This is a genomic window from Spiroplasma endosymbiont of Polydrusus formosus, assembly GCF_964263245.1.
GTDB lineage: Bacteria > Bacillota_I > Bacilli_A > Mycoplasmatales > Mycoplasmataceae > Spiroplasma.
In genome coordinates, this window is record NZ_OZ181656.1 from 380,250 (window position 1) to 402,961 (window position 22,712).

The 22,712-nt window shown below is 25.5% G+C and carries 29 protein-coding genes; 24 read left to right on the top strand and 5 right to left on the bottom strand.

The features are described from left to right. Positions 1-28: 28 nt before the first annotated feature. The 14 genes from pyrH (at position 29) to ACE38S_RS02040 (ending at position 9,219) form a co-directional block, all read left to right on the top strand. On the top strand, positions 29-754 hold the full coding sequence (gene pyrH, locus ACE38S_RS01975; protein WP_374696146.1) for a UMP kinase: 726 nt from the start codon (positions 29-31) through the stop codon (positions 752-754). Beyond that, positions 755-1,303: a ribosome recycling factor gene (gene frr / locus ACE38S_RS01980; RefSeq protein ID WP_374696147.1), complete on the top strand. Its 549-nt coding sequence runs from the start codon at positions 755-757 to the stop codon at positions 1,301-1,303. It abuts the gene before it with no gap. Between the two features lie 615 nt (positions 1,304-1,918). Continuing rightward, the gene (locus ACE38S_RS01985; protein WP_374696148.1) at positions 1,919-2,095 is read left to right on the top strand and encodes a hypothetical protein; all 177 of its coding nucleotides are present in this window, start codon (positions 1,919-1,921) and stop codon (positions 2,093-2,095) included. Positions 2,096-2,146: 51 nt separating this feature from the next. Continuing rightward, the gene (locus ACE38S_RS01990; RefSeq protein WP_374696149.1) at positions 2,147-2,329 is read left to right on the top strand and encodes a hypothetical protein; all 183 of its coding nucleotides are present in this window, start codon (positions 2,147-2,149) and stop codon (positions 2,327-2,329) included. A 1,186-nt stretch (positions 2,330-3,515) separates the two neighbouring features. Next, on the top strand, positions 3,516-3,800 hold the full coding sequence (locus tag ACE38S_RS01995) for a hypothetical protein (RefSeq protein ID WP_374696150.1): 285 nt from the start codon (positions 3,516-3,518) through the stop codon (positions 3,798-3,800). Positions 3,801-3,809: 9 nt separating this feature from the next. Next, positions 3,810-3,977 (top strand): hypothetical protein, encoded by a 168-nt coding sequence (locus tag ACE38S_RS02000; protein ID WP_374696151.1) that lies wholly within the window; start codon positions 3,810-3,812, stop codon positions 3,975-3,977. Positions 3,978-4,283: 306 nt separating this feature from the next. Beyond that, positions 4,284-4,430, top strand: coding sequence for a hypothetical protein (locus ACE38S_RS02005; RefSeq protein ID WP_374696152.1), 147 nt, complete (start codon positions 4,284-4,286; stop codon positions 4,428-4,430). 516 nt (positions 4,431-4,946) lie between these two features. Continuing rightward, the gene (locus tag ACE38S_RS02010) at positions 4,947-5,135 is read left to right on the top strand and encodes a hypothetical protein (protein ID WP_374696153.1); all 189 of its coding nucleotides are present in this window, start codon (positions 4,947-4,949) and stop codon (positions 5,133-5,135) included. A 169-nt stretch (positions 5,136-5,304) separates the two neighbouring features. After that, positions 5,305-5,502: a hypothetical protein gene (locus ACE38S_RS02015; RefSeq protein ID WP_374696154.1), complete on the top strand. Its 198-nt coding sequence runs from the start codon at positions 5,305-5,307 to the stop codon at positions 5,500-5,502. A 641-nt stretch (positions 5,503-6,143) separates the two neighbouring features. After that, positions 6,144-6,560, top strand: coding sequence for a hypothetical protein (locus ACE38S_RS02020; protein ID WP_374696155.1), 417 nt, complete (start codon positions 6,144-6,146; stop codon positions 6,558-6,560). Positions 6,561-6,811: 251 nt separating this feature from the next. Next, positions 6,812-7,024 carry a hypothetical protein gene (locus tag ACE38S_RS02025; protein ID WP_374696156.1) on the top strand — a complete coding sequence of 71 codons (213 nt, stop codon included), beginning with the start codon at positions 6,812-6,814 and terminating at the stop codon, positions 7,022-7,024. 265 nt (positions 7,025-7,289) lie between these two features. Continuing rightward, positions 7,290-7,847 carry an elongation factor P gene (gene efp, locus ACE38S_RS02030; RefSeq protein WP_374696157.1) on the top strand — a complete coding sequence of 186 codons (558 nt, stop codon included), beginning with the start codon at positions 7,290-7,292 and terminating at the stop codon, positions 7,845-7,847. Positions 7,848-7,880: 33 nt separating this feature from the next. Then, entirely contained in the window at positions 7,881-8,186 is a 306-nt protein-coding gene (locus ACE38S_RS02035; protein WP_374696158.1) for an MMB_0454 family protein, read from the top strand. An 874-nt stretch (positions 8,187-9,060) separates the two neighbouring features. Continuing rightward, positions 9,061-9,219, top strand: a complete 159-nt coding sequence (locus ACE38S_RS02040) for a hypothetical protein (RefSeq protein ID WP_374696159.1) — start codon at positions 9,061-9,063, stop codon at positions 9,217-9,219. Positions 9,220-9,865: 646 nt separating this feature from the next. Here ACE38S_RS02040 and ACE38S_RS02045 read toward each other — a convergent pair. From ACE38S_RS02045 to ACE38S_RS02060, 4 genes are all read right to left on the bottom strand, one after another. Further along, positions 9,866-10,033 carry a hypothetical protein gene (locus ACE38S_RS02045; protein ID WP_374696160.1) on the bottom strand — a complete coding sequence of 56 codons (168 nt, stop codon included), beginning with the start codon at positions 10,031-10,033 and terminating at the stop codon, positions 9,866-9,868. 353 nt (positions 10,034-10,386) lie between these two features. Continuing rightward, positions 10,387-10,518, bottom strand: coding sequence for a hypothetical protein (locus ACE38S_RS02050; RefSeq protein WP_374697111.1), 132 nt, complete (start codon positions 10,516-10,518; stop codon positions 10,387-10,389). 185 nt (positions 10,519-10,703) lie between these two features. Next, a complete protein-coding gene (locus ACE38S_RS02055) occupies positions 10,704-10,919 on the bottom strand; it encodes a transketolase-like TK C-terminal-containing protein (RefSeq protein ID WP_374696161.1) in 216 nt (71 codons plus the stop codon). 143 nt (positions 10,920-11,062) lie between these two features. After that, complete coding sequence (locus ACE38S_RS02060) at positions 11,063-11,335, bottom strand: hypothetical protein (protein WP_374696162.1); 273 nt, start codon at positions 11,333-11,335, stop codon at positions 11,063-11,065. Positions 11,336-11,607: 272 nt separating this feature from the next. On the opposite strand from ACE38S_RS02060, the gene ACE38S_RS02065 reads away from it, so the two are divergent. After that, entirely contained in the window at positions 11,608-11,781 is a 174-nt protein-coding gene (locus ACE38S_RS02065; RefSeq protein ID WP_374696163.1) for a hypothetical protein, read from the top strand. A gap of 324 nt (positions 11,782-12,105) precedes the next feature. Here ACE38S_RS02065 and ACE38S_RS02070 read toward each other — a convergent pair whose 3' ends face one another. Further along, positions 12,106-12,306 carry a hypothetical protein gene (locus tag ACE38S_RS02070; RefSeq protein ID WP_374696164.1) on the bottom strand — a complete coding sequence of 67 codons (201 nt, stop codon included), beginning with the start codon at positions 12,304-12,306 and terminating at the stop codon, positions 12,106-12,108. Between the two features lie 280 nt (positions 12,307-12,586). Here ACE38S_RS02070 and tpiA point away from each other — a divergent pair, with 280 nt between their 5' ends. The 9 genes from tpiA (at position 12,587) to ACE38S_RS02115 (ending at position 22,709) form a co-directional block, all read left to right on the top strand. After that, a complete protein-coding gene (gene tpiA, locus ACE38S_RS02075) occupies positions 12,587-13,324 on the top strand; it encodes a triose-phosphate isomerase (protein WP_374696165.1) in 738 nt (245 codons plus the stop codon). Between the two features lie 468 nt (positions 13,325-13,792). After that, positions 13,793-14,092, top strand: coding sequence for an ATP-binding cassette domain-containing protein (locus ACE38S_RS02080; protein WP_374697112.1), 300 nt, complete (start codon positions 13,793-13,795; stop codon positions 14,090-14,092). Next, positions 14,022-14,177, top strand: coding sequence for a hypothetical protein (locus ACE38S_RS02085; RefSeq protein ID WP_374696166.1), 156 nt, complete (start codon positions 14,022-14,024; stop codon positions 14,175-14,177). Before ACE38S_RS02080 ends, ACE38S_RS02085 begins: the two co-directional genes overlap by 71 nt. Positions 14,178-14,526: 349 nt before the next feature. Next, entirely contained in the window at positions 14,527-14,778 is a 252-nt protein-coding gene (locus ACE38S_RS02090; RefSeq protein ID WP_374696167.1) for a hypothetical protein, read from the top strand. 1,288 nt (positions 14,779-16,066) lie between these two features. Then, positions 16,067-16,390: a hypothetical protein gene (locus tag ACE38S_RS02095; protein WP_374696168.1), complete on the top strand. Its 324-nt coding sequence runs from the start codon at positions 16,067-16,069 to the stop codon at positions 16,388-16,390. 236 nt (positions 16,391-16,626) lie between these two features. Next, positions 16,627-19,464 carry an excinuclease ABC subunit UvrA gene (gene uvrA, locus ACE38S_RS02100; RefSeq protein WP_374696169.1) on the top strand — a complete coding sequence of 946 codons (2,838 nt, stop codon included), beginning with the start codon at positions 16,627-16,629 and terminating at the stop codon, positions 19,462-19,464. A 9-nt stretch (positions 19,465-19,473) separates the two neighbouring features. Next, entirely contained in the window at positions 19,474-20,598 is a 1,125-nt protein-coding gene (locus ACE38S_RS02105; RefSeq protein WP_374696170.1) for a bifunctional folylpolyglutamate synthase/dihydrofolate synthase, read from the top strand. A 3-nt stretch (positions 20,599-20,601) separates the two neighbouring features. Beyond that, complete coding sequence (locus tag ACE38S_RS02110; RefSeq protein ID WP_374696171.1) at positions 20,602-21,297, top strand: folate family ECF transporter S component; 696 nt, start codon at positions 20,602-20,604, stop codon at positions 21,295-21,297. A 161-nt stretch (positions 21,298-21,458) separates the two neighbouring features. Further along, entirely contained in the window at positions 21,459-22,709 is a 1,251-nt protein-coding gene (locus ACE38S_RS02115; RefSeq protein ID WP_374696172.1) for a DnaD domain protein, read from the top strand. Positions 22,710-22,712 lie beyond the last annotated feature (3 nt).

Below are 22,712 nucleotides of genomic sequence, written 5' to 3' on the forward strand. Positions count from 1 at the left end.
AAATAGGACAAAGAGAGGAAAATTTATAATGGCGTTACAATATAAGTGTGTTTTATTAAAATTATCTGGTGAAGCTTTAGGGAATACTGATGATTTATATGATTCAAAGAAAATTCATGATATTTCCAAACAAATTGTTAAATTGCAAAAAGAAGGCTTACAAATTGCGATTGTTGTTGGGGGTGGTAACATTTGACGTGGTAACTGCGCTGATACAATTAATATGAATTCAATTAGTGCAGATTATATGGGAATGTTGGCAACTGTTATGAATGCGTTGGCATTAGAAGCAGTTTTAAAAAATGAAGGTAGCGAAAATGTTGTCGTAACTTCAAAAATTCAGGTTTCGGAAGTTGCTTCACCATATTTATTTAAAAAAGCAAAAGCTGCCTTAGAAAAAGGGACAATTGTTATTATGGCCGGAGGAACTGGACAACCAAAATTTACCACTGATACAGCAGCAACAATTAGAACAATTGAAATTGATGCAGATGTGATGTTAATGGCTAAAAATGGGGTTGATGGTATTTATGATAAAGATCCCCGCCACAATGCCGATGCTATTCGTTTTGATAATATTAGTTTAAATGAATTACAAAAAAAACAATTAAAAGTGATGGATTTAACTGCCTCTAGTTTAGCGATGGAAGATAATGTTAAAATTGTTGTTTTTGATATTAATGAACCAGATAATATTTATAAGGCAGCGCATGGTAACGCTCGCTCAACAATTGTCACAGGAGGAAAAAAATAGATGTCGCAAGAAGTTATTAATCAAACCAAAGAAAAGATGAAAAAAGTGATTGTTTCTTTTGAAAATGAATTAGTCAAAATTCGCGCTGGTCGGGCTAATCCAAATATGTTATCACATATTATGATTGATTACCATGGAACATTAACCCCAATTCAACAATTAGCTAATATTATGGTTACAGAGGCACGCCAATTAGTAATTAAACCATATGACCGTTCAATTATTAGTTTAATTGTTACAGCAATTAATAAAGCTGATTTAGGGTTAACACCAAATTCGGAAGCAGATTTAATTCGGTTAAATATCCCCCCATTAACAGAAGAACGCCGAAAAATATTGGTTAAAGAAATGCGAAAGGAAAGTGAGCAATTTAAAATTGCTGTTCGTAATGAACGTCGTGATAGTAATGAACATATTAAAAAAGATAGTGATTTAAACGAAGATGATAAAAAATATTATGAAGGGGAAGTTCAAAAATTAACTGATCAGTTTATTAAAAAGATTAATGAAAAAGCAACTTTAAAGGAAAAAGAACTAATGGAAGTATAGAACTTTCATTTTTTTATATTGATCGGTATAATTAAAAAATTATAAAGAAGTACATAATGGGATCACGCAAAATATTCGGTTGGTGGTAATTTTCCAAAAAGATGGTCGTATAAAAAAGATTGGGTTTTTGGAAAAACTTTTAAATTGAATAAGAATAATAAAAAAACTCAATATCAAAGAAAGGGATGAGTAATGAAAATTAATAAGCAATAAATAATCTGTTATATTAATAATTATTATCAATCAATATAATTAATTACCCAAGAATTTTTATCAAATAAAGTTTTATGAATTTGTGATAAACAAAAACTGGATAGGTTACAATAAGTTGGATCATATTTATGTGAATTTTCAAATAAAATATAATTATGAGAAGAAAGTAGGAATATAAAAATGGTAATAAATTAATATACCGATTAATTTAAAAAACAAATTGTTTTACTTTATCAAAATGGTAAAACCATTCTTGAAATTTTTAAATAATATAAGGTGTCAAAATCAACCATATATCAGTTAATTGAAAAATTTCATAATTTTGGATCTTTTAAAGCAAAAAATCGCACTATTGAAAAAAATTAACTGATTGACTTGCAAAAATAATTAATCTAATTATGAATGGAAAACAACCTTTTAAGGCAAGCAGTGTTGATAATTAATAAAAAAATAGAAATTATTAACAATAATAAAGAAAAATATTCTGTGCGAAAAATTGGTCAAATAGGATCAAAATTAAAGATAGTAAAATTAACATATTACTACCAAATTAATAAATACGGCTATGGTTGATGTTAATAATTATGAACAAAAAGTTATCAGCGCATTTAATGCTAATCGCCAAAATTTATGGATCTTGTAAAATTAAAGCTTTTTAAATTAAAAAAGATATTATCTTATCGTGAAAAAATTCGCCAAATTATGATTAAAAATCAGTTAGTATCTAAATACACCAAATTAAAATATTGTAATCATAAGTTGATGGTTAATAACAACGAAATTAGCAATGTTTTAAACCGTGAATTTAATTAATAAACAACCAAATTAAGTTGTTGTTAGTGATTTAACATATGTTCAAGGTGGTGCTAAATGACATTTGACATTATCCTTTGTTTGTTGATTGACTTGTTTAATCGTGAAATAATTGGCTATAGTGTGTCGATACAAACAAAATAGTACAATTAGCGCAATAAACCTTTTATTCAATTACAAGACCATTAAAACAAATTACGTTATTTCATACTGACTGGAGTAATGAATTTAAAAATAAAATCATTGATAATATCTTAAGTACTTTTAACACCAAACAATCATTAAGCAATAAAAGCTATCCTTATGATAATGCTGGGGCTGAAACAATTTACAAAAGTTTTAAAAAATAATTTGTCAAGAGGCAAAAATTTATAAATTTAACCCAATTAAAATACAAATTATTTTACTTTGTGCATTGATGTAACAATATTCGAATTCACGGTAGTTTAAATTATTTAATACCTGTTGAATTTAGAAAAAACAACAGTCCATATAAAAAGTGTCCTAAAAATGTTGCCAATCCAAAGATTTATTAAATCGGACAAAAGATAAAAAACAAAAGAGATTTTATAAATGCTTAAAAAATTCAAAAATTATCTTTGATTGAGAAACTGGTTTTTTAAAACTTTGATTTTATAAAACAACTTAATGCAGTGTGTAACAGTTATTTTAAATAATTAAGTGATTTTTATCATAACATGAGTTTAATCTTATTCCAACAGCCAGTCGAGGCAAGTACTGAAATAGTGTATGAGGAAATATGTAAATCGATGCTAGTTTATTAGAACTAAGCGATAATTGTAATAAGTGCAAGGTCAATATCAAACCACAATAAATATTGAGATGATAACTTTATAAATAAATTTGGCAATAGATATTACTTCTTAAAAGTGGTAGCGGTTTTAAAAATCACAAAGCTAGCATTAGGCTCTTCAAGGTGCAAGTTAATTTATTTTAAAAACTTAAAGATATAATGGTCTGAAATAGCGCGGATGAAGATAGAGAATTTTCTGGCGTAATCAATAAAAAACAACTTTCGACTATTGAATAATATACCGCCACCGCTCACTCTCGATGAAGCGGATGGCGTAGTAAATAAATAGATAAATATTTATATAACTAATTATCACTTTTATACTTTCACTTTAAGGTGAGTATCATCAAATTAAAAATAGGAGGAAATATAATGACAGAATATAAAAGTTTGTATATTAATAAAACTTGAAATGAAATAACAATATCATTTGATTGAGTTAATGGTCAACATTTTAATTGTCGTATTTCACATCATAAAAATCATTATGATTTGCAATGTTTATATTTATCAAAAATATACTTAAATTTATTTAAAAACAATTTAGATGTTATTAATTATAATATTAAACATTACAAAATTAATGATATTTTAGATTTGGCTGCAAATGGATGAAAAATATTAGAAATTAAGAAAAAAATAAACCAAATAATTTAGAAGGTTTATATGAAAAAGTTAAATAAAATTTGTATTAAACAAAGATATTGAGGTTATTGTTTTAATAAAGAATGCAATAAAAAAAATAAATTGAATGAATCAATGCTTAAAAGTTATCAAGTATCACAAGAAGATATTACTGATGAACATTGAGCATTAAACAATAAAAATAATTAGGAGGAATAAGAAAATGTCATATTGTATTAGTGATTACTTAAATTAAAAATGAATTAACAATAAAGCATTAAAAATTACAAATAAAGATATTATTTATGCACAAATTGATAGTTATTATGATATTAGTTGATAATTAAATTTATATCTTAAATTTGGTAATTAAGAACAACGTGTGGTAATATTTCATTGCCAACAAATTTTAACTTAAATTTAAAATGATATGAAATTGATGAGGTTAAATGTTTAATAATTAACTATTTAGAATATGAAGAAACAGATTATAGGATGATAAATTATTAACAATATATGAAAAAAGATGAAAGTGGTTATGTTTATAGCGAAGAAGACTTATTTAATATAGCATTAGAAAAATGTTATTCAAAAGAAAGTACATATGAATATATTGATAATTTAATTATGGATATGGAATTAGAGAAATATAATAATAAATAAATTCATTGGATTTAATACAAAATATTAAATAAAGTGTCCTAAAAAGGATTGCAAATCCAATTTATAAAATATAAAATTGTCATTACAAATAAAATAATTTGATTATCAAGGTAATTTTCAACACAAAATTAAAGCAAGTGATACGATTTAATACGGTAAAATTTTGTTATTTTTCCAAAAAATTTATCCGAAACAGCATGAATATGGCGTTTGTTTATTATCAGGGCCCAAGAAATATGAGATTATTTCCAATGGGGAAAAGAACAACCAAATTATTATAATGATCCAATTTTAGTTAAATTAGGAATGATAATTAATGTGGATGATGATTAAACTACAATTAAATTAACAAAATCAACCAAATATTTTGATACCTTAATGACTTATTTAGCTTTCACTCCTTTACCAAAAAAGCATTTATTGCAAGGTTATAATTATGGGACAAATTATAAAAATATTTGATATTCAGGGATTATTTAGTTAAAAAATATAGTTCTACTTTACAAATATTATTTTGTGAAAAACCCGGCTTATCGTCATGCTAAATTAACATATATTGATAAATTAAATTATACTTATTTAGCAAATAATTATGTTTTTTTAAATGGGTGTTATTTTAATCAGGGAGTGTTAATGATTTTCTTGTTGAACAAACCGATAGCAATGGTTGGAACAAATATATTGAATCAAACCCGGCTAACCTAATTTTAGTGACGAATCAAATATTATTAACATTGATACGATAACTTATACGATAATTTATAATTATGCAAATGGTTATATCTTAAATTCAAATCAAAGTCATTCCCAACAAGCATTAAATGCTAGTAAAGCATTACAATATGATAAAGTTCGAAAATATTTATCAACGCATTTGGATCGTAGTAAATTTGTTAAATATTATTCTGAAGCCTTAGATGATTCACCAAAGTCGAAGTTTTTGCGGAATGTTTATATAGATCGTTATTTTGTTTATAATGTAAGTATTAACTATGATACATATGTTGAAGAAGCGTATGAAAATAAATTTGTAGTAAGAAAAAAGTTTAGGTTTTATAAAAAATATAAATAAAATAATTAAATAAATTTTATAAAATCTTGATTTATCAATGTTTTAGATACATCATACTAATAAAAAATTTTATACAAAAAACCAAACTTTTTTCTTACTACAAATTTATTTTTAGGTGGTGATGTAATGACAGCTAGTCAATTATTAAAATTTGGTGATGATGTATTATATCAAAGTAAAGATTTATTAAAAATAATGATAATATTTTAAATGATATTCAAAATTGATTACAAACAAATATTGGTTCATCACAAGTTTAATTACGCTTTTTAATGAATGGGGGGATGGAACATTAACTTATAATTAATTAATAAATTTTGTTTTAAAAATGATTCATTACTTTAATTATAAAAATAATGTTATTAAAATTATTGCCAATGTTACAGCAGATTGAACCCCGAATATGAAACTAGTCGAAAAAAGCTGATTGAGATATGTTAACGGGGGTGATCACCAGATTATGACAACCAATATACTTATTTTCATACTTTTTCATTAGGTGGTGTTTTAGCAATATTACTTTAGAACTTCTCATATTTTTAGCGATTTAAAATTAACAAATAATGTTGCTCCCGATTATGCCACAATTAAAGACAAATTTAATAATCCTTATTGGAATTTATTAAAAAAATACAACGGCAATGGAAGTGTTTTATAATGTTTTTAAAGATTATAAAACAAAGTTATTGATAATAAGTTGTCATATTACTGAACCAATACGGTTAGCTGACCGTTACAAAAGTTTTGCAACCGCTAGGTTTAATGCAATTTATAATAATTTTTATGATTATTCCATTTATGTTCCTAATGGATCGTATCAAATTCGGATTTCCTATGTTACTTATTCTACAAAAGTTACTATTAATTATGGTAGTTCAAAATATAAACACTGAGGAATAATTTTAAATCATTATTTACTAACAGCCCAAGAAAGACAAATTATTGAAAGCAATTATGCAAAACAATTAGCAATCATTCAAATAGATTATGCCGCATTTAAGGGAGTTATTAAGATGAAAAAGTTGGTTAACATTTCTGACAGCTTTAATGGTTGTTAGTCTTCCAATTAATGCTGTGAGTTATATTAGCTAAAAAACTCATGATCGCATGAAAATTTCTTTAGCGTTATTTAAAAGTTAATTATTTTTAGTTCCGTTTTTCGAAACCGAAACGCCCCAGCAAAAACCGTAACAGAAACAATGTTTCAAAACACCATTTACGGGGCCTTTAGAAACAAACAAATATCGAGGCGAAGTTGATAGTGGGAATTAAAATTTATTTATTATAATCAAGATTTAATACTTATTAGTTGAACAGACTTAACGTGGCAACTCGTAGCTGATGGTGGTGAAAAACGCCTTTATTATTAGTAAAAATTATTGATAATTGTAATAATCTTCATTTTGTTAATAAAATGAAGATTATTACAACAACGTTATATAAAACAGCCCCATTATCATTAGATACAATTAAATTTAATTATGTGGAACAAATGGTAAAACTTTACCCATTGATGAAATAATGGCTTACTTCACTATGTTAAATTCAATATTTTATTTATTATCGCACCACTTTGCGATTAGTAAAACAGCAAATATTTTTATTAAAACTTTAATAATACCATAACGCTGCCGCAGGGGAAATATTATTCCGTTTTAAATTATTTTTTATTTCAGTTTGAGAAAAATTTTAGTTAAAAATAATTTGCCCATTTTTCTTAATTTTAATAATTTTCTGGTTAAAATTAATATATAATTAAAACAATAAAGATAGAAAAGGAATAAAAGATGATTAGTGTAAACGATTTCCGTCCCGGATTAACGTTTCAATATGAGGGCAACATTTATGTTGTAATTGAAGCACAACATTCAAAATCAGGTCGTGGCCAAGCTCATGTTAAAACAAAAGTTAGAAATTTGCGTAGTAATACGACAATAAATATTACTCTCACTGGTGGTGATAAAGTTGAGAAAGCAATTATTGATAAAGTTGATATGCAATATTTATATGATGATGGGATCAATATTATCTTTATGGATACCCAGACTTATGACCAATTAGAAGTTCCGTCAATTAAGCTAGTTTGAAAAAAGAACTTTTTAAAAGAAGGGATAATTGCTTCTGTTACAAAATATGAGGGTGAAGTTTTAGAAATTATTTTACCAGATAAGGTGGATTTAGTAATTACCGAAACCGAAGTAGCAGTTAAAGGTGATACAAACTCAGGAGCCATGAAAAAAGCAGTGTTAGAAACTGGCTTAGAATTACAAGTACCATTGTTTATTAAAAAAAGGGAAGTAATTACTGTTTCAACTAGTGATGGTAAATATTTAAGCCGTGCTTAATCTTCATCAACAAACAAAGGATAGTGACTAAAAATGAATAATAATTTTAATGAATTAACAGTTGATAATAATAATCGAGGGACAATCATTGTCAGTTTATTAACAATTAAAAAAATTATTTTATATGCAACCCACGATATGACACACCAATATTTTGTTGATAAAGTTGAATGTCGAATGTTTGATAATGCATTATTACATATTTATATTAGTGGTAAAGTAATCAAAAAAGAAGATTTAAATGATTTAACCGCTGAAATTAATGAAGCAATTATGAAAGAATTAAGTTATTCTTTACAAATTAAACCAAAAAATATTAGTATTATTTATCATCGTTAGTTGTATTTGCATTAAAAATATAATAAAAAATTTAACCTTCTTAATTATGAAATTAGCAAATTTTTATTTTATTATAACTTTATTTATAAAATCATGAATTGTAAAATTAAATGAAACAGTTAAACAAATAAAAATATTGTGTTAAAATCCAAATTTAAAAAAGGATAAATAACACAGTGTATCAAAAAATCACAATAAAAAATTAATTTCAATTCAATAATATCAAAATTTTAATTATTAAATTAGAAAAACAGCTTATGAAATAAATCAAAGTAAAAAACTGTCCATATAATTTATAAAATGTTGGCTCTGGTTTAAACCAAATTGAAATTTATTAAAATAGTAATAAAAACAAAAAAGATGGTCGCAAAAAAACATTAAATAAAATTTACCTTTAAATTATTAATTATTTAGTTAATTATTAACACTACTTCACCAGATATTATTACAAATATAATAAGAAATATTGACAAAGATTTTATCTGTTCAAAGACTTTATTTATGTTTAACTTTTATCGTTATAATTTTAATAAATAAAATTTATTACGAAAAGATAAAAATAAACCACATAATAAAACAGAAAACCATAGAAAAGTTAATAATTGTCGAACAATTGTTGAACGTAATATTGAATTTCCAAATATTAAAGCAATATATCCCTCTAGTCATCTAGAGGGATATACTATAGTTGGTAAAAACCATAAAATAGCAATTATAACTTTAGCCGGTATATGATCTAAAAATAAATCTCGCTAGTAACTAAATAATAGCAAAAGCAAAGATGTCATAGAAAGTATAATAAAATTTATTTTAAACAAAAACCACCTAGCACAATAAAAACAATTACATTTGATTGTTGTAAATAATTTAGCAAGTGAAAAAACTTGAAAATATTTATAAAATAAAAGTTTATTTTGCTGATAATGGTTGTCTTGGTCAAAGAGGATTAAACGAAAATAATAATGGAATTTTGATACGAAGTTTACCAAAAGGAATAGATTTATCAATATTTTCTTCAAGATTATTTAAATAAAATAACATTGAAAATAAATTTAATACCAAGAAAATCATTAAATTATAAAAATTCATTGGATTTAATATAAAATATTCAATAAAGTGTCCCAAATATATTTTCTGAATTGTAAATTATATTATTAATGTAGCACCTTATTCGATTTCATTATAATACCAATAAAATAAATGTTTAATATAATTTATTTTTAAAAAATTTATTAATTTTGTCTTAAATTTATGAAATTTAACACACTAAAAATAATTTATTAAATTATTTTATAATTGGCGCTGTGTAGATACAAACGGCAAATTTATATATTGTTGAATTATTCACTAGATAATACTTTTATTAAAATTATTTATAAAAAATATCGTTTATTTTGTGTAGGTAAAACAGTAAAAAATCTGTTTTTATGATAAAAGTTTTTAAATTTAAAGATAATATCCGATCAATAATGCAAATAAATTTATGTTTTTTAATATAAAAATAAAAAAACAATATCACAAGAATTGTTTTTTGCTGGTTACTCGAACAAGACACCTTATGCAAGGATTGCTAAACCATTAAATCAAATTTCATATGTTTTTCTGAATCTCATTCATCTAATTCAAAAACAACATAATCAGCGGTCATTAATCTCGCATAATTTAATTCAAAAATTGCTTTATTTGTTTGGACGAACTGTTTGATTTGTTTCAAAATCAACAGGATTACCAATCACAAAATCTGGAAACATTTTGCGTAATAAATCGCCTTCTCTTTTTCTTGTATTTCATTGGGCTTCAGTAAACATACTACCTGCATTATAAATTACTTTTTTATTATCTTTCATATTATTTTTCTCCTTTATTGATTAACTACTGTTTCAAATGTTTTAAGTTTTTTCAAGTCAAGACCTTTACTGTTAACACCTCTGGTAATAAAAACCCCCAACGGCGATTAAATCATATCATAATCTTGTTTTGCCTCTTCGTAATTTGTTAAATTAATTCCTTTCGACGCCATATAAATTTTTGTGGAAAAAATGTTTTAATTGTTTTAATAAAATTTAATTTAAAAGCTGTCGCTGGAAAATTTTAATAATTTCCCATTTTTTATTAACAATATTGTTAACTTATTGTAACGTCATCGCTCCTGTAATATACAATAAAATTATTTTGATGACAACAATTACTAATTGCTTGATTAAAACTCTGGCCCGACTAAAAATTGCGCTCCGGCTTCCGTAGCTTGGATTGCTTGGTATAATGTTAAAATGGTTCCCGCCCCAACTAATGTTGTTGGATATTTATATCGATATCTACAAAATTTAATTAATTATTCAACATTATAAATCGTAAAAGTTAATTATAAACATTTTACTTGTAGGTTAATTAACTGTTCACAAATTTGTTGCGCAACATCATAATTATGATTTCGAATTATATAAAAAGTTTTATAAGCTAATACTTTTTATAATGTAATCATGATTCTGCCAAATATGCTGTAATTCTATTAATAATCTAAGTTTGATATAAGTATTTATAATTGATGATCGCATCAGCATTTTCTGATAAATTATAGTTATCAAACCCTAACAATAAACCAGTTTTCCCAACAAATTTGTATCAAACATAGTCATTTGAAAATTCCAGTGCAATTACTTTTGTCACTTCTTTTGGAATAATCTTTTCTTGATAAGCCTTTGGTTGTTGTTCAAATAATTCAACACAAGGCATTGATACAACCGAATATTTTTATTAATTTTGTTAGCTGCAACAATTGCTGGAGCAACCTAAGTACCTGTTACAATAATAATATTGTCTAGTGGTTTTTTCTCATCTTCTGCAGCAATAACACAACCACCTTTAGGTGTTTGTTATTAACATGTTTTTGCCCTATTGATATATATATATATATATATATATATATATATATATCCGTATCTTGGTGCGATAATACTAATACTGATAACGTTGTTTTTGCTTCGACACCGTCTTTCAAACACACCAATTGCTTCCTTAATATCATAAGAAATATCATAAGGACGAAAAACATTCAAATTTGGACAATTTAGTAACATTGCTAATTGTTCAACTGGTTGGTGTGATTTTCCATCAAAATCAACCCCTAATTTATTAATGTTAAAAACCAAAAATAACAGATAAGTTTTGAATACAATCCAGCCGAATATACTGTTTCATATAATTTGCAAAAATTAATAATGTTGAACTAAATCCTTTTAATCTGTGATGTAATTCAACTTCCATACTTAAATTGTTACGGCTGCAAATTATCGTACCCAAAAATGAACATTATTATTTTCGGGCGTTTTAATTGTTCGCAGTCAATTATAATCAATAATTTTTGTCACTGTTCCTAAATCCGCCACTACCACTAAACCATATTATTATTTGGACATTTTTGTTGATAATGTTTAAATACGCCTTTTATTCAATTACAAGACCATTAAAACAAATTACGTTATTTCATACTGACTGGAGTAATGAATTTAAAAATAAAATTATTGATAATATCTTAAATACTTTTAACATCAAACGATCATTAAGCAATAAAGAAGAGGGGCTATCCTTATGATAATGCTGGGGCTGAAACAATTTACAAAAGTTTTAAAAAATAATTTGTCAAGAGGCAAAAATTTATAAATTTAACCCAATTAAAATACAAATTATTTGACTTTGTGCATTGATATAACAATATTCGAATTAACGGTAAGTTTAAATTATTTAATACCTGTTGAATTTAGAAAAAACAACAGTCCATATAAAAAGTGTCCTAAAAAGGACTAATAATCCAAAATATACTTTCAATAAATTAAAAAATTTAAATTTGCAAATTTGCTCTGCTCGTTGTCGTTTTTCTCCTTTTAAAAAAACATTATTGAATAAATTATCCGCTAATAAATTACACGGGATAATTTATTATTTCCTTTTTAATTTCAATATCATTTTCAATATTATTGACAGTATTAATAACAATATCTTTACCATACTTTTTCAATAACGACCGAAAAATAAAATATTGCTTTTTTGCATAATTTCAACCTCCTATAATTAACTTAAAAAAGTTAACTATTAATTTAGTTAATTTTTTATGATTTGGCATTTACAATTTACAAGTTTTTATATAAGAAATTAAATAATTTTAATAAAAATGTATTTTTGTTGTGGAAAAATTTAAAAAAAAATAGAAAAATATATTTATAATAAAATTAAAAGTAATATACTTTAAATAAGTAGGTGGTATATTATTATATAATTTCTCTAAGAGATTAATTATAACCATTAAATAATACATACAATCAACCAAAAAGTTAATATTTTACTAGAAAATCAGTAAAATTTAAGTATATAATTAAAACGTTATATAGAAATGAGGGGAGATAATGCGAAAACCAATTATTATTGGAAATTGAAAAATGTATAAAACAACAAGTGAAACAATTGATTTCTTCAAAAAAGTGGATCATGCTTGTGCTGATTTAAAAATTGATGCAGGTGTTGCTGTTCCGTTTGTTAATTTAGCATTAGCGAAACAACATTCTCATAATTTAATTATTGCTGCTCAAAACTGTCATTATGAAGATTTGGGAGCTTTTACCGGTGAAATTTCAGTTAATATGTTGAAAGACTTAAAACTGACCCATGTGATTGTTGGCCATTCAGAACGTCGTCAAATGTTTAATGAAACTAATGAAACAGTAAACTTAAAATCAAAAAAAATCTTAGCTAAAGGAATGATTCCAATCATTTGTTGTGGTGAAACCATAGAACAATATGAAAAAAATCAAACCCAACAAGTTGTTGAGAGCCAAATTGAAAAAGCCTTACAGGGAATTAATTTGGAAGATGTTAAAACAATTGTGATTGCTTATGAACCAATTTGAGCTATTGGAACAGGGAAGACAATGATAGCAGAAATTGCTCAAAATGTTTGTGCAATTATTCGGGCAAAAATTGAAAATCTTTATGATGAGGCGGTAGCAAATGTTGTGCGAATTCAATATGGTGGTAGTGTTAAACCAGAAAATATTAAAAAATTATTAGCACAACCAGATATTGATGGAGCCTTAGTTGGTGGGGCTAGTTTAGAACCAAAAGCTTTTTTATTGTTAGTGAAATAATTAATAATGAAAATAATTCATAAAATGGCATAATTTTTTATTTTTTGTAGAAGTTAATTTTTGTTATAGAAACATTTTTTATTTTTTTGAAAATAAGATATAATTCCATTTTGGAATAAAAGGCTTAGGTTTAAATGAGTTTAATTAATATTTAAAATTTAAGTCACGCTAACGATGGAAAGATTTTATATAAAAATTAATCAATTAAAATTAATAAGGGTGAACACTTAATGTTAATCGGGCCAATGGAATAGGTAAGACAATTTTACTAAGTGTTGTCATTTATTTATGGTAAAATTACTCCTGATCAAGCGGGTGTTGAATTGCACCCACAAGTAAAGAATGGTTATCTAAATCAACATTCAACATCAAGAGTTGGATTAATCATTAACAGTTGACTAATTTTTAAAATTAACATATCAACATTTATTTGATATTGAAGAAAAAATTCATGCGATTTATGAAAAGATTAGTTTTACTTATGATGAAAATGAACTTGTTAAATCATTTAAATTATATGAACACTTAGATCATAATGGATTTGAAACAATTGATAAGGAAATTAACAGTTTAATTGATGGTTTAGAAATTGATCCAGAAAAGTTAAATGTAAAATTGTCCGAATTATCTGGTGGGCAACGAGGAAAAATTATTTTATCAAAGTTATTATTATCTGATAATGATTTTTTGTTATTAGATGAACCAACTAACTTTTTATGATTTAGAACAAGTTGAATGATTAGCAAAATTTTTACAAAACTATTATAAAGCTTTTTTAGTTGTTTCGCATGATGTTGATTTTATTAACAAAGTAACACGAATAATTTATGCTATTAAAATTTTAAAGCATTAATCGCTATGTTGGTAATTATCAACAATATTTAGAATTTAGTGAATTAAAAAACGATCAATATGGTAAGGCCCAAAAATACCAAGGGCGCTTAATTTAAAAATTAGAAACTTATGTAGCAAAAAATAAAGCTCGTTCTTTAATAGCAAAAAGTTCCCAATCACATCAAAAACAAATTGATAAAATGGATGTTATGGACAAACATCATGAATTAACAAAACAAAAATTTGTTTTTAAATATAAGATACCGGCATCAACAACTATTGTTAGTTCTTAGCAATTAGCAATTGGTTGTCAGTTTTCTTTAATTAAGCCTTTAACTTTTGATATTCGTGATGGCGAAAAATATATTGTGCGAGGATATAATGGAATTATAAAAACAACATTTTTAAATACTTTAGCAGGTAATATTCCTAGTTTGGGTGTAACTTTAAAAATTGGTAACGAAGTTGTTATTGAGTATTTCCATCAAATTGAATATTTAATGTATGTTACCCCAATTGAATATTTAAAACATTTATATCCAGATTTAGAATATAGCCGCATTTGAAGTATTTTGATAAACTTTGATGTTAAAAGTACTTTAATGAAAAACAAGATGTAAAAATTGTCGAGAGATGAACAAAACAAAGTTCGGTTATCTGCCTTATCATTATAATCGTGTAGTTTATTAATTTTAGATTAATCAACAAACCATATATTGTGATGTTTTATCGAAAAATAAGCGTTGTTATAGGCAATTAAAGCGTTTGAGGGCGCCCGTTTTAATTACAACGGATATTTTTTTTTATAATTATAAATTCAATGTGAATTAAGCTGATAAAGCGTTTATTTTTAAAACAATGATTTAGTGGTTCCTGGTGCAAAAAAATATTTTTATGTATATATACTGTGCTGATCATACATTATATGAATAATATACAGTTGATTTAAAATAACAGGAAAAATAACATAATATCAGAAGTTGGGCTAAATATACCGTTTTAGCAAAAACGACGATCAGTTAAAATTATTTATAACAAATAATATCCCCGACGCGTTATGCGGTAATGCAACGAGAAGCATCTTTAAACAATTATCACGATTATAAAAAATCATGTTTTTACAATAACATAATATTAATTTACAATTTGCAATTTTGTCATATATGGTAAAATTATAGTATAAGCATTAAATAAGGGTAGAGTGGATAAGTAATATTAAAAGTTTTAGTTGATGAAAATTAACTAAGCTATATCATTGTTATTAGGTATAATCATTACATAATGATATTATGACTTGTTTAGATATTTTAAAATATTATTATTTTAATGATAAAAATAATTAAATTTTTATTGGTTATGTCTCACTAGTTTTATTTATTGTAACAGTAAAAGTTGAAAAAAATATTGATTTAACAATAACAACTGATTTATAAAATTTAGTTGCCAAAAGATATACAACTAGCAATGATCGCAATATTTTTCGTCGAAAAAAAGCAAAAAATATTAATATTTTTGAGAAAAAAGTTTAATTTTATGTTCAACAAAATTATTTTGATGATGAATATGCGCACTTGCAACGTGTGTTTTTAAAAAGTACTGACCAAATTAATTGAGCCATAAGTGATTATTTAGCAATATTTAATTATGGAAAAACGTTAACTAATGCCATTAAATTATTAGATAATCAATAATTGGGGTTAAGATTACAACTATTTGTAATTATAATTTTGAAACCATTTGAAATTGAATAAAAACAATTTTTCACGAAAAATGCCTTAATTAATTAACAATTAGCTGTTGTTAATGCCCGCCGCGAATAATATTTGAAATAATATAACAAATTATTTAAACAAACAAATAATTAATTTATATAGTACAATATAAGTAGATGATACAAGGGAGGAAGTTATGAAACCAGAATTAAAAGAATTATTATTAGAAATAAAAACTAAAATTAATGATGATAAACTTTTTCGTGATTTTATTGGCGAAATCATCAATGAAGCTAATTACAACAATTATTATGAACAATCAGTTGCGGATGAGGAAATTGCTGAGCAATTAGTTGAAATTTATTTTATTGAAAATTATAATAATAATGAAAAAATTTCAGAATTAAAAGAAAATATCATGAAAATTTTATTATTTTTAGAAGAACAAAAAGAATTAATCAAGGAATATGTTTATTTTGTTGAAAGCAAAGTAAGTCAATTTGTAACAAAACTTAGCTAATTTAACTAATCTGACATTTACTGTTAGATTTTTTTAAAATTAAAGTTACTTATTGTTAATGCTTATGGCAATAAACTAATAAATTATTGTTAGTAAGTAATTTAATTTGAAATAACAAATTAAAAGATAATAATAAGGCATAAATTTGCATAGTTTTGATGTATATTTTTCTTTTTTAAAGATAATATTATTTTATAATGTTAATTTACTAAAGAAATAATTAAGAGGGTGAATGAATGGGAAAAGATTGAATAATTGTTAAAGGTGCAAGGGAAAATAATTTAAAAAATATTGATGTTGAAATTCCAAAAAATAAGTTAGTTGTTTTTACTGGTTTATCAGGAAGTGGGAAATCATCATTAGCTTTTAGTACGATTTATGCGGAAGGTCGTCGTCGTTATATTGAAAGTTTATCAAGTTATGCTCGTCAATTTTTGGGGGGTAATGAAAAACCAAATGTTGATGCAATTGAAGGGCTATCCCCGGCTATTTCGATTGATCAAAAAACAACTAGTCATAATCCCCGTAGTACCGTTGGAACAGTTACTGAAATTTATGATTACTTAAGATTATTATATGCTCGTGTTGGGACGCCGTATTGTATTAACGGTCATGGGGTTATTAAGTCAGTAACAATTAAAGAAATAATAAATAATTTAAAACAACTTTTAAACAAAGGGGAAAAGTTTATGATTTTATCCCCCATTGTGCGTGATAAAAAAGGAAGCTTTAAAGATTTATTTGCTCGCTTAAAACAAGAAAGTTTTATTCGGGTAAAAGTTAATGATGAGATAAGAACTTTAGACGAGGAAATTGAGTTAGATAAGAATAAACGCCAAAATATTGATATTATTATTGACCGTTTGATTTATAAAGATACTGAAGATTTATTAAGTCGAATTAACGATTCGATTGAAGTCGCTTTAAAATATAGCAATGATTTAATCAAAATTTATTTTGTTGACCAAAAGAAAGAAATGCTTTTTTCAACTAATTATTCATGTAGTATTTGTGGTTTTGTAATTCCGGAATTAGAACCACGTTTATTTTCGTTTAACTCACCCGAGGGGGCTTGTAATGAATGTAAGGGATTAGGTGTAAAATTAGAAGTTGATGAGGATTTATTAATTCCTAATCGATCATTGTCAATTTTACAAGGAGCCATTATTTATTTAAAAAATATTGTTAATACCACAAATATTGAATGACAAAAATTTAAAGTTTTAGCTAATCATTATCATATTATGTTAGAAGAGCCGGTTAGTGATTTAATAAAGGAACAATTAGAATATTTAATTAGGGGTAGTGATGAACCAATTGAATATAGTTTAAAAACAGCTAGTGGTAATATTATGCGGGGTTATGATTATATTGAAGGAATTGGACAGTTAATTGAACGTCGTTATATGGAAACAACAAGTGAATCAGCGCGAGAATATTATAAGCAATTTATGACTGATAAAAAATGTGCAACTTGTTTAGGGAAACGGTTAAATGAAATACCATTGTCAGTTAAGATTAATAATATTAGTATTTCGGAATTTACTGATTTGTCAGTTGAATACGAATTAAAAGAAGTGTTAAATTTAAGTTTAACCGATTCCCAACAAGAAATTGCCCGCTTAATTATTAATGAATTAGTTAATCGTTTAGATTTTTTAAGCCGGGTTGGTTTGGGTTATTTAACATTGTCACGAAATTCGTCAACATTATCTGGAGGAGAAGCGCAACGAATTAGATTAGCAACCCAAATTGGAAGTCAGTTAACTGGCGTTCTGTATGTATTGGATGAACCATCAATTGGTTTACATCAACGTGATAATGACAAACTAATTGAAACCTTAAAAAGTTTGCGTGATTTAGGGAACACATTAATTGTTGTTGAACATGATGAAGATACAATTCGGGCTAGTGACTATGTGATTGATATTGGCCCACGAGCAGGAATTAATGGTGGTGAAGTTGTTGCTGCTGGGAATATTGAAGATATTAAACAAAATCCTAATTCAATTACAGGGAAATATTTAACAAAAGAACTAACAATTGCTGTTCCAAATAAACGTCGCGGTGGTAATGGTCCAATCTTAGAAATTAAAGGGGCACGGGAAAATAATTTAAAAAATATTAATGTCACAATTCCTTTAAATAAATTTGTTTGTTTAACAGGAGTTTCTGGAGGTGGCAAGTCAACTTTAATGAATGAAATATTATGAAAGGGTGTTAAGAAAAATTTAGGTTTAGCAACCGAACGTCCGGGTGCACATGATAAAATTGTTGGAATTGATAATATTGATAAAGTAATTAATATTTCCCAAGATCCAATTGGAAAAACACCACGCAGTAATCCGGCCACTTATACTTCGGTGTTTGATGATATTCGAGATTTATTTGCTAATACTAACGAAGCCAAAGCACGGGGTTATTTAAAAGGACGCTTTTCTTTTAATGTTCCCGGGGGGCGTTGTGAGAACTGTCGGGGTGATGGAATTATTAAAATTTTAATGCACTTTTTACCAACAGTTTATGTTACTTGTGAAGTTTGTGAAGGAAAACGCTATAATGATGAAACATTATTAGTTAAATTTAAAGAGAAAAATATTTACGGTGTGTTAGAAATGACTGTTGATCAGGCTTGTGAATTTTTTGTTGCGCAACAAAAAATTAATCAGAAGTTAGTAACAATGCAAGAAGTTGGTTTGGGTTATATTAAATTGGGACAATCAGCAACCGAGCTATCTGGCGGAGAAGCACAACGGGTTAAATTATCAACTTTCTTACTTAAACGAACAACAGGAAAAACGTTGTTTTTATTGGATGAGCCAACAACAGGGTTGCATATTGATGATGTTAAAAGACTATTGATTGTTTTAAATAAAATTGTTGATAATGGCGATACAGTTATTACAATTGAACATAACTTAGATGTTATTAAGATGGCGGATTATATTATTGATTTAGGACCAGAAGGTGGTATTGGCGGTGGGAATGTTGTTGCAACCGGGACACCAGAACAAATTGTTTTAAAAAGTGATATCAGTTATACGGCCCAATATTTAAAACCATTATTAAAATAAGGTTATGTAATGGATGTTAAAAAGAAACTTTTTAAAGCAACGTTATTTCAAAAAAAATATAATTTATCAATATTATTAACAGAAAAATATGCTAATAACCAGAACAACATTAAAGTTATTAATGTTGTTGGTACAAACGGAAAAGGATCGGTTTCAAATTACTTACATCGGCAATTAATGTTAAATTATCACCGTGTTGGTCTTTTTACTTCCCCTGCTTTTTTAAGTCATAGTGATCGTATTAAAATTAATAACAAGGTTATTAGTGATAATGATTTAAAACGAATTATCAAAGAAATTAAACCCGAAATTAAAAAATATCAATTAACCTTTTTTGAAATTTGGGTTTTAATTTGCATTAAGTATTTTTTAGAGCAAAAAATTGAGATTGCTGTTATTGAAGCGGGAATTGGCGGAACCTTAGATGCAACTAATGTTTTTAACAACCAGCTGGCTGTTTTATTAACCTCAATTGGTTATGATCATACCGAAATATTGGGTAATAATTTAGAAATTATTATTCAAAATAAAGTTGGGATTGTGAAAAATAATTGCAACCTTTTTATTAGTGCAAGTTGTAAAAAGGATTTTCCATTAATTGTAAAATATCTTGATTCGGATAGAATTATTACAAGCGAAGTTTACCCGCAAGCAATTAACTATTATCAAGAGTTTAATGTTGGTCTGGTAATTAAATTTTTAAAGGTCTTTAATTTGAAAATTAATTATGAGTTTTTTAAAGTAAACCCTGTTTTAGGACGCTTTACACAATTAAGTAAAAATCCATATTTCATTATTGATGGAGCCCATAATCCTGAAGGAATTCAGGCTTGTATTCATACTTTTGAAATGTTACATAATTTGAACAGAAATGAAGTGCTAGTGTTATATGCTTCATCCCAAAAAAAAGATTATATACAGAATTCAACATTATTAAAAGAACATTTTGGGAATAATTTATATATTACTGAATTTCATCATCCAATGACATGAAAGATTAATAATATTAAGACGGGGAATAATGTTAAAAATTGGAAAAAATTATTATTACAAAATAAAACAAAGAATATTTTAGTTTGTGGGTCGCTGTATTTTATTCCATTAGTTTATCAGTTTTATTTAGAAAGGATGTAAGAGATGTTACATTTATTAACAAATATTGGAGCTTGAATAGGAACTGCAATTTTATTTGGAATTGGGTTTTTATTAGATTATAAAAATTTAAAAAAAATTAATATTTTAACAATTACTATTGCTAGTTTATTAATTGCTTTATCAGTTATTTTAAATAATTTAATTAGTTATACAATTCCGATTGTTTTTGGGGGGATTAAGTTATCCTTAGGTAACTTCTTAATTTTTGTAACCGGAATGTTATTTGGACCTTTTTTTGGGGTTTTAAGTGGGGTTGCTACTGATACTTTAGAAGCTTTAGTTAATATTTCTGGAATGTATCATAGTGGTTTTGTTTTTAATCTTTCTTTTTATGGTTTTATGGGAAGTATGGTGTTTCTTTTCAAAAGTAAAAAATTATGAATTATGAAAACAATTATTTTATATATAATTACCTTTGTTATAATTTCATTTGGTCTGAATGTGTTATGATTATATTCAATTGGTTGAAACCAAGTTATTTTAAGAACAACTTTTATCGCCAAAGCAATTAAATTTCCAATTCAAATGGTAATTTATTTACAAATAATAATTTCTAGTTTTACTATTTTATACAAATTAATTACTGGTCGTCATAATATTACATTATGATGTATAAAAAAAGGATACTTAATATTAACCCCAATTAAGTTTAAAAAACAAAAATCATATGGTAATTAAAATTTGTTTATATGTGTAAAAGTTTTAAAAAATTAATAATAATAACTGTTTTATTAAAAAAATAATGTGGATAAGTTAATTAATAATATTATTTTAATAAAATATATTTACTTATTCCTTGTTAGTTGTAATATTATTAATGATTAAGAAAAGGACGAAAAATGATGAAAAAGGAGGAAACTTATTTAATTAAACAAGAGTATCGATTGTCAAACGATGAACGTATGTTACTTTTATATTTATATCGCCCAATTATTGGTGATAAGGCACATATGTTATATATTGCTTTGACAGCACAAGATTTTATCTTAGAATTAAATACGAAATATAATTTAGAAAATCTCTTAACATTATTATTACAAATATCATATGATGAATTTTTAACAGCAAAAAGTAAATTAGAAAATATTGGCTTATTAAAAATTGCAAAGCACAAAAAAGGAAAACAATTTATTTTAAAACCGCAATTACCAATTTCTGCGATTGCTTTTTTTGAAAATCAAATTTTACAAAATTATTTATTAGATATTATTGGGAAAAAATCTTTTGCAATTATTAAAACAAAATTTATTAAAAATGATCAACCAGAAAATAAAATTAGCAATGGTTTATCTGAACAATTAGCGAATAAAACAATGATATTTGATTTTGTTTACATTGATAAATATTTAGCATCGAAAAATGCTAATCATAAATTATACTTACCATATAGAGAAAAAATTATTAAATTAGCAAATTATTATAATGTTTTGACAAATAATCTTGCTATTTTTATTTACAAAAGTATTGAGTTAACAGCTAATAATCGCATTTTTAATTATGAAACATTTCAAAATTTATTATTTGATTTTCATCAAAAAACAGTTTTGAAAAAGCAACTTAATAGGGAGAAATTAAACTTAATTATTAATGAGGAAAATGTGATTAAACCAAGCAGTATGTTAGAAGCAAAAATTAATGAAATGATTTCTATTGATCCAATTGAATATTTAACATTATTACGAGAAAATAGTAGACCAACGCCAATTGAAATTGAATTAATTCGCGATTTAATTATTGATTATTCGTTAACTCATGGGGTTGTTAATTGTTTAATTGAATATGTTTGATTTAAAAATTTTCATCGAATTGAAAGAAAGTATTGCGAAAAAATAGCTAATACTTTGCATCAATTACAAATTAATACTGTTGATAAAGCAATGGAACATTTGCGTGGGGCTTATGTAAAAACACAAAAAAGTAAAATTACCAAGGGTGTTATCAAGACAAAAACATATCAATGAAAAGAAAAAGTTGATAAACAAAATTTGGCGGAATTGGAATATAATAAAATTTATGAACAAAAACGTCAGGAACAAGAAGTTAAGAAAGTTAACCTAACGCAATTATTAGATGATTTAAAAAAATTATAATAT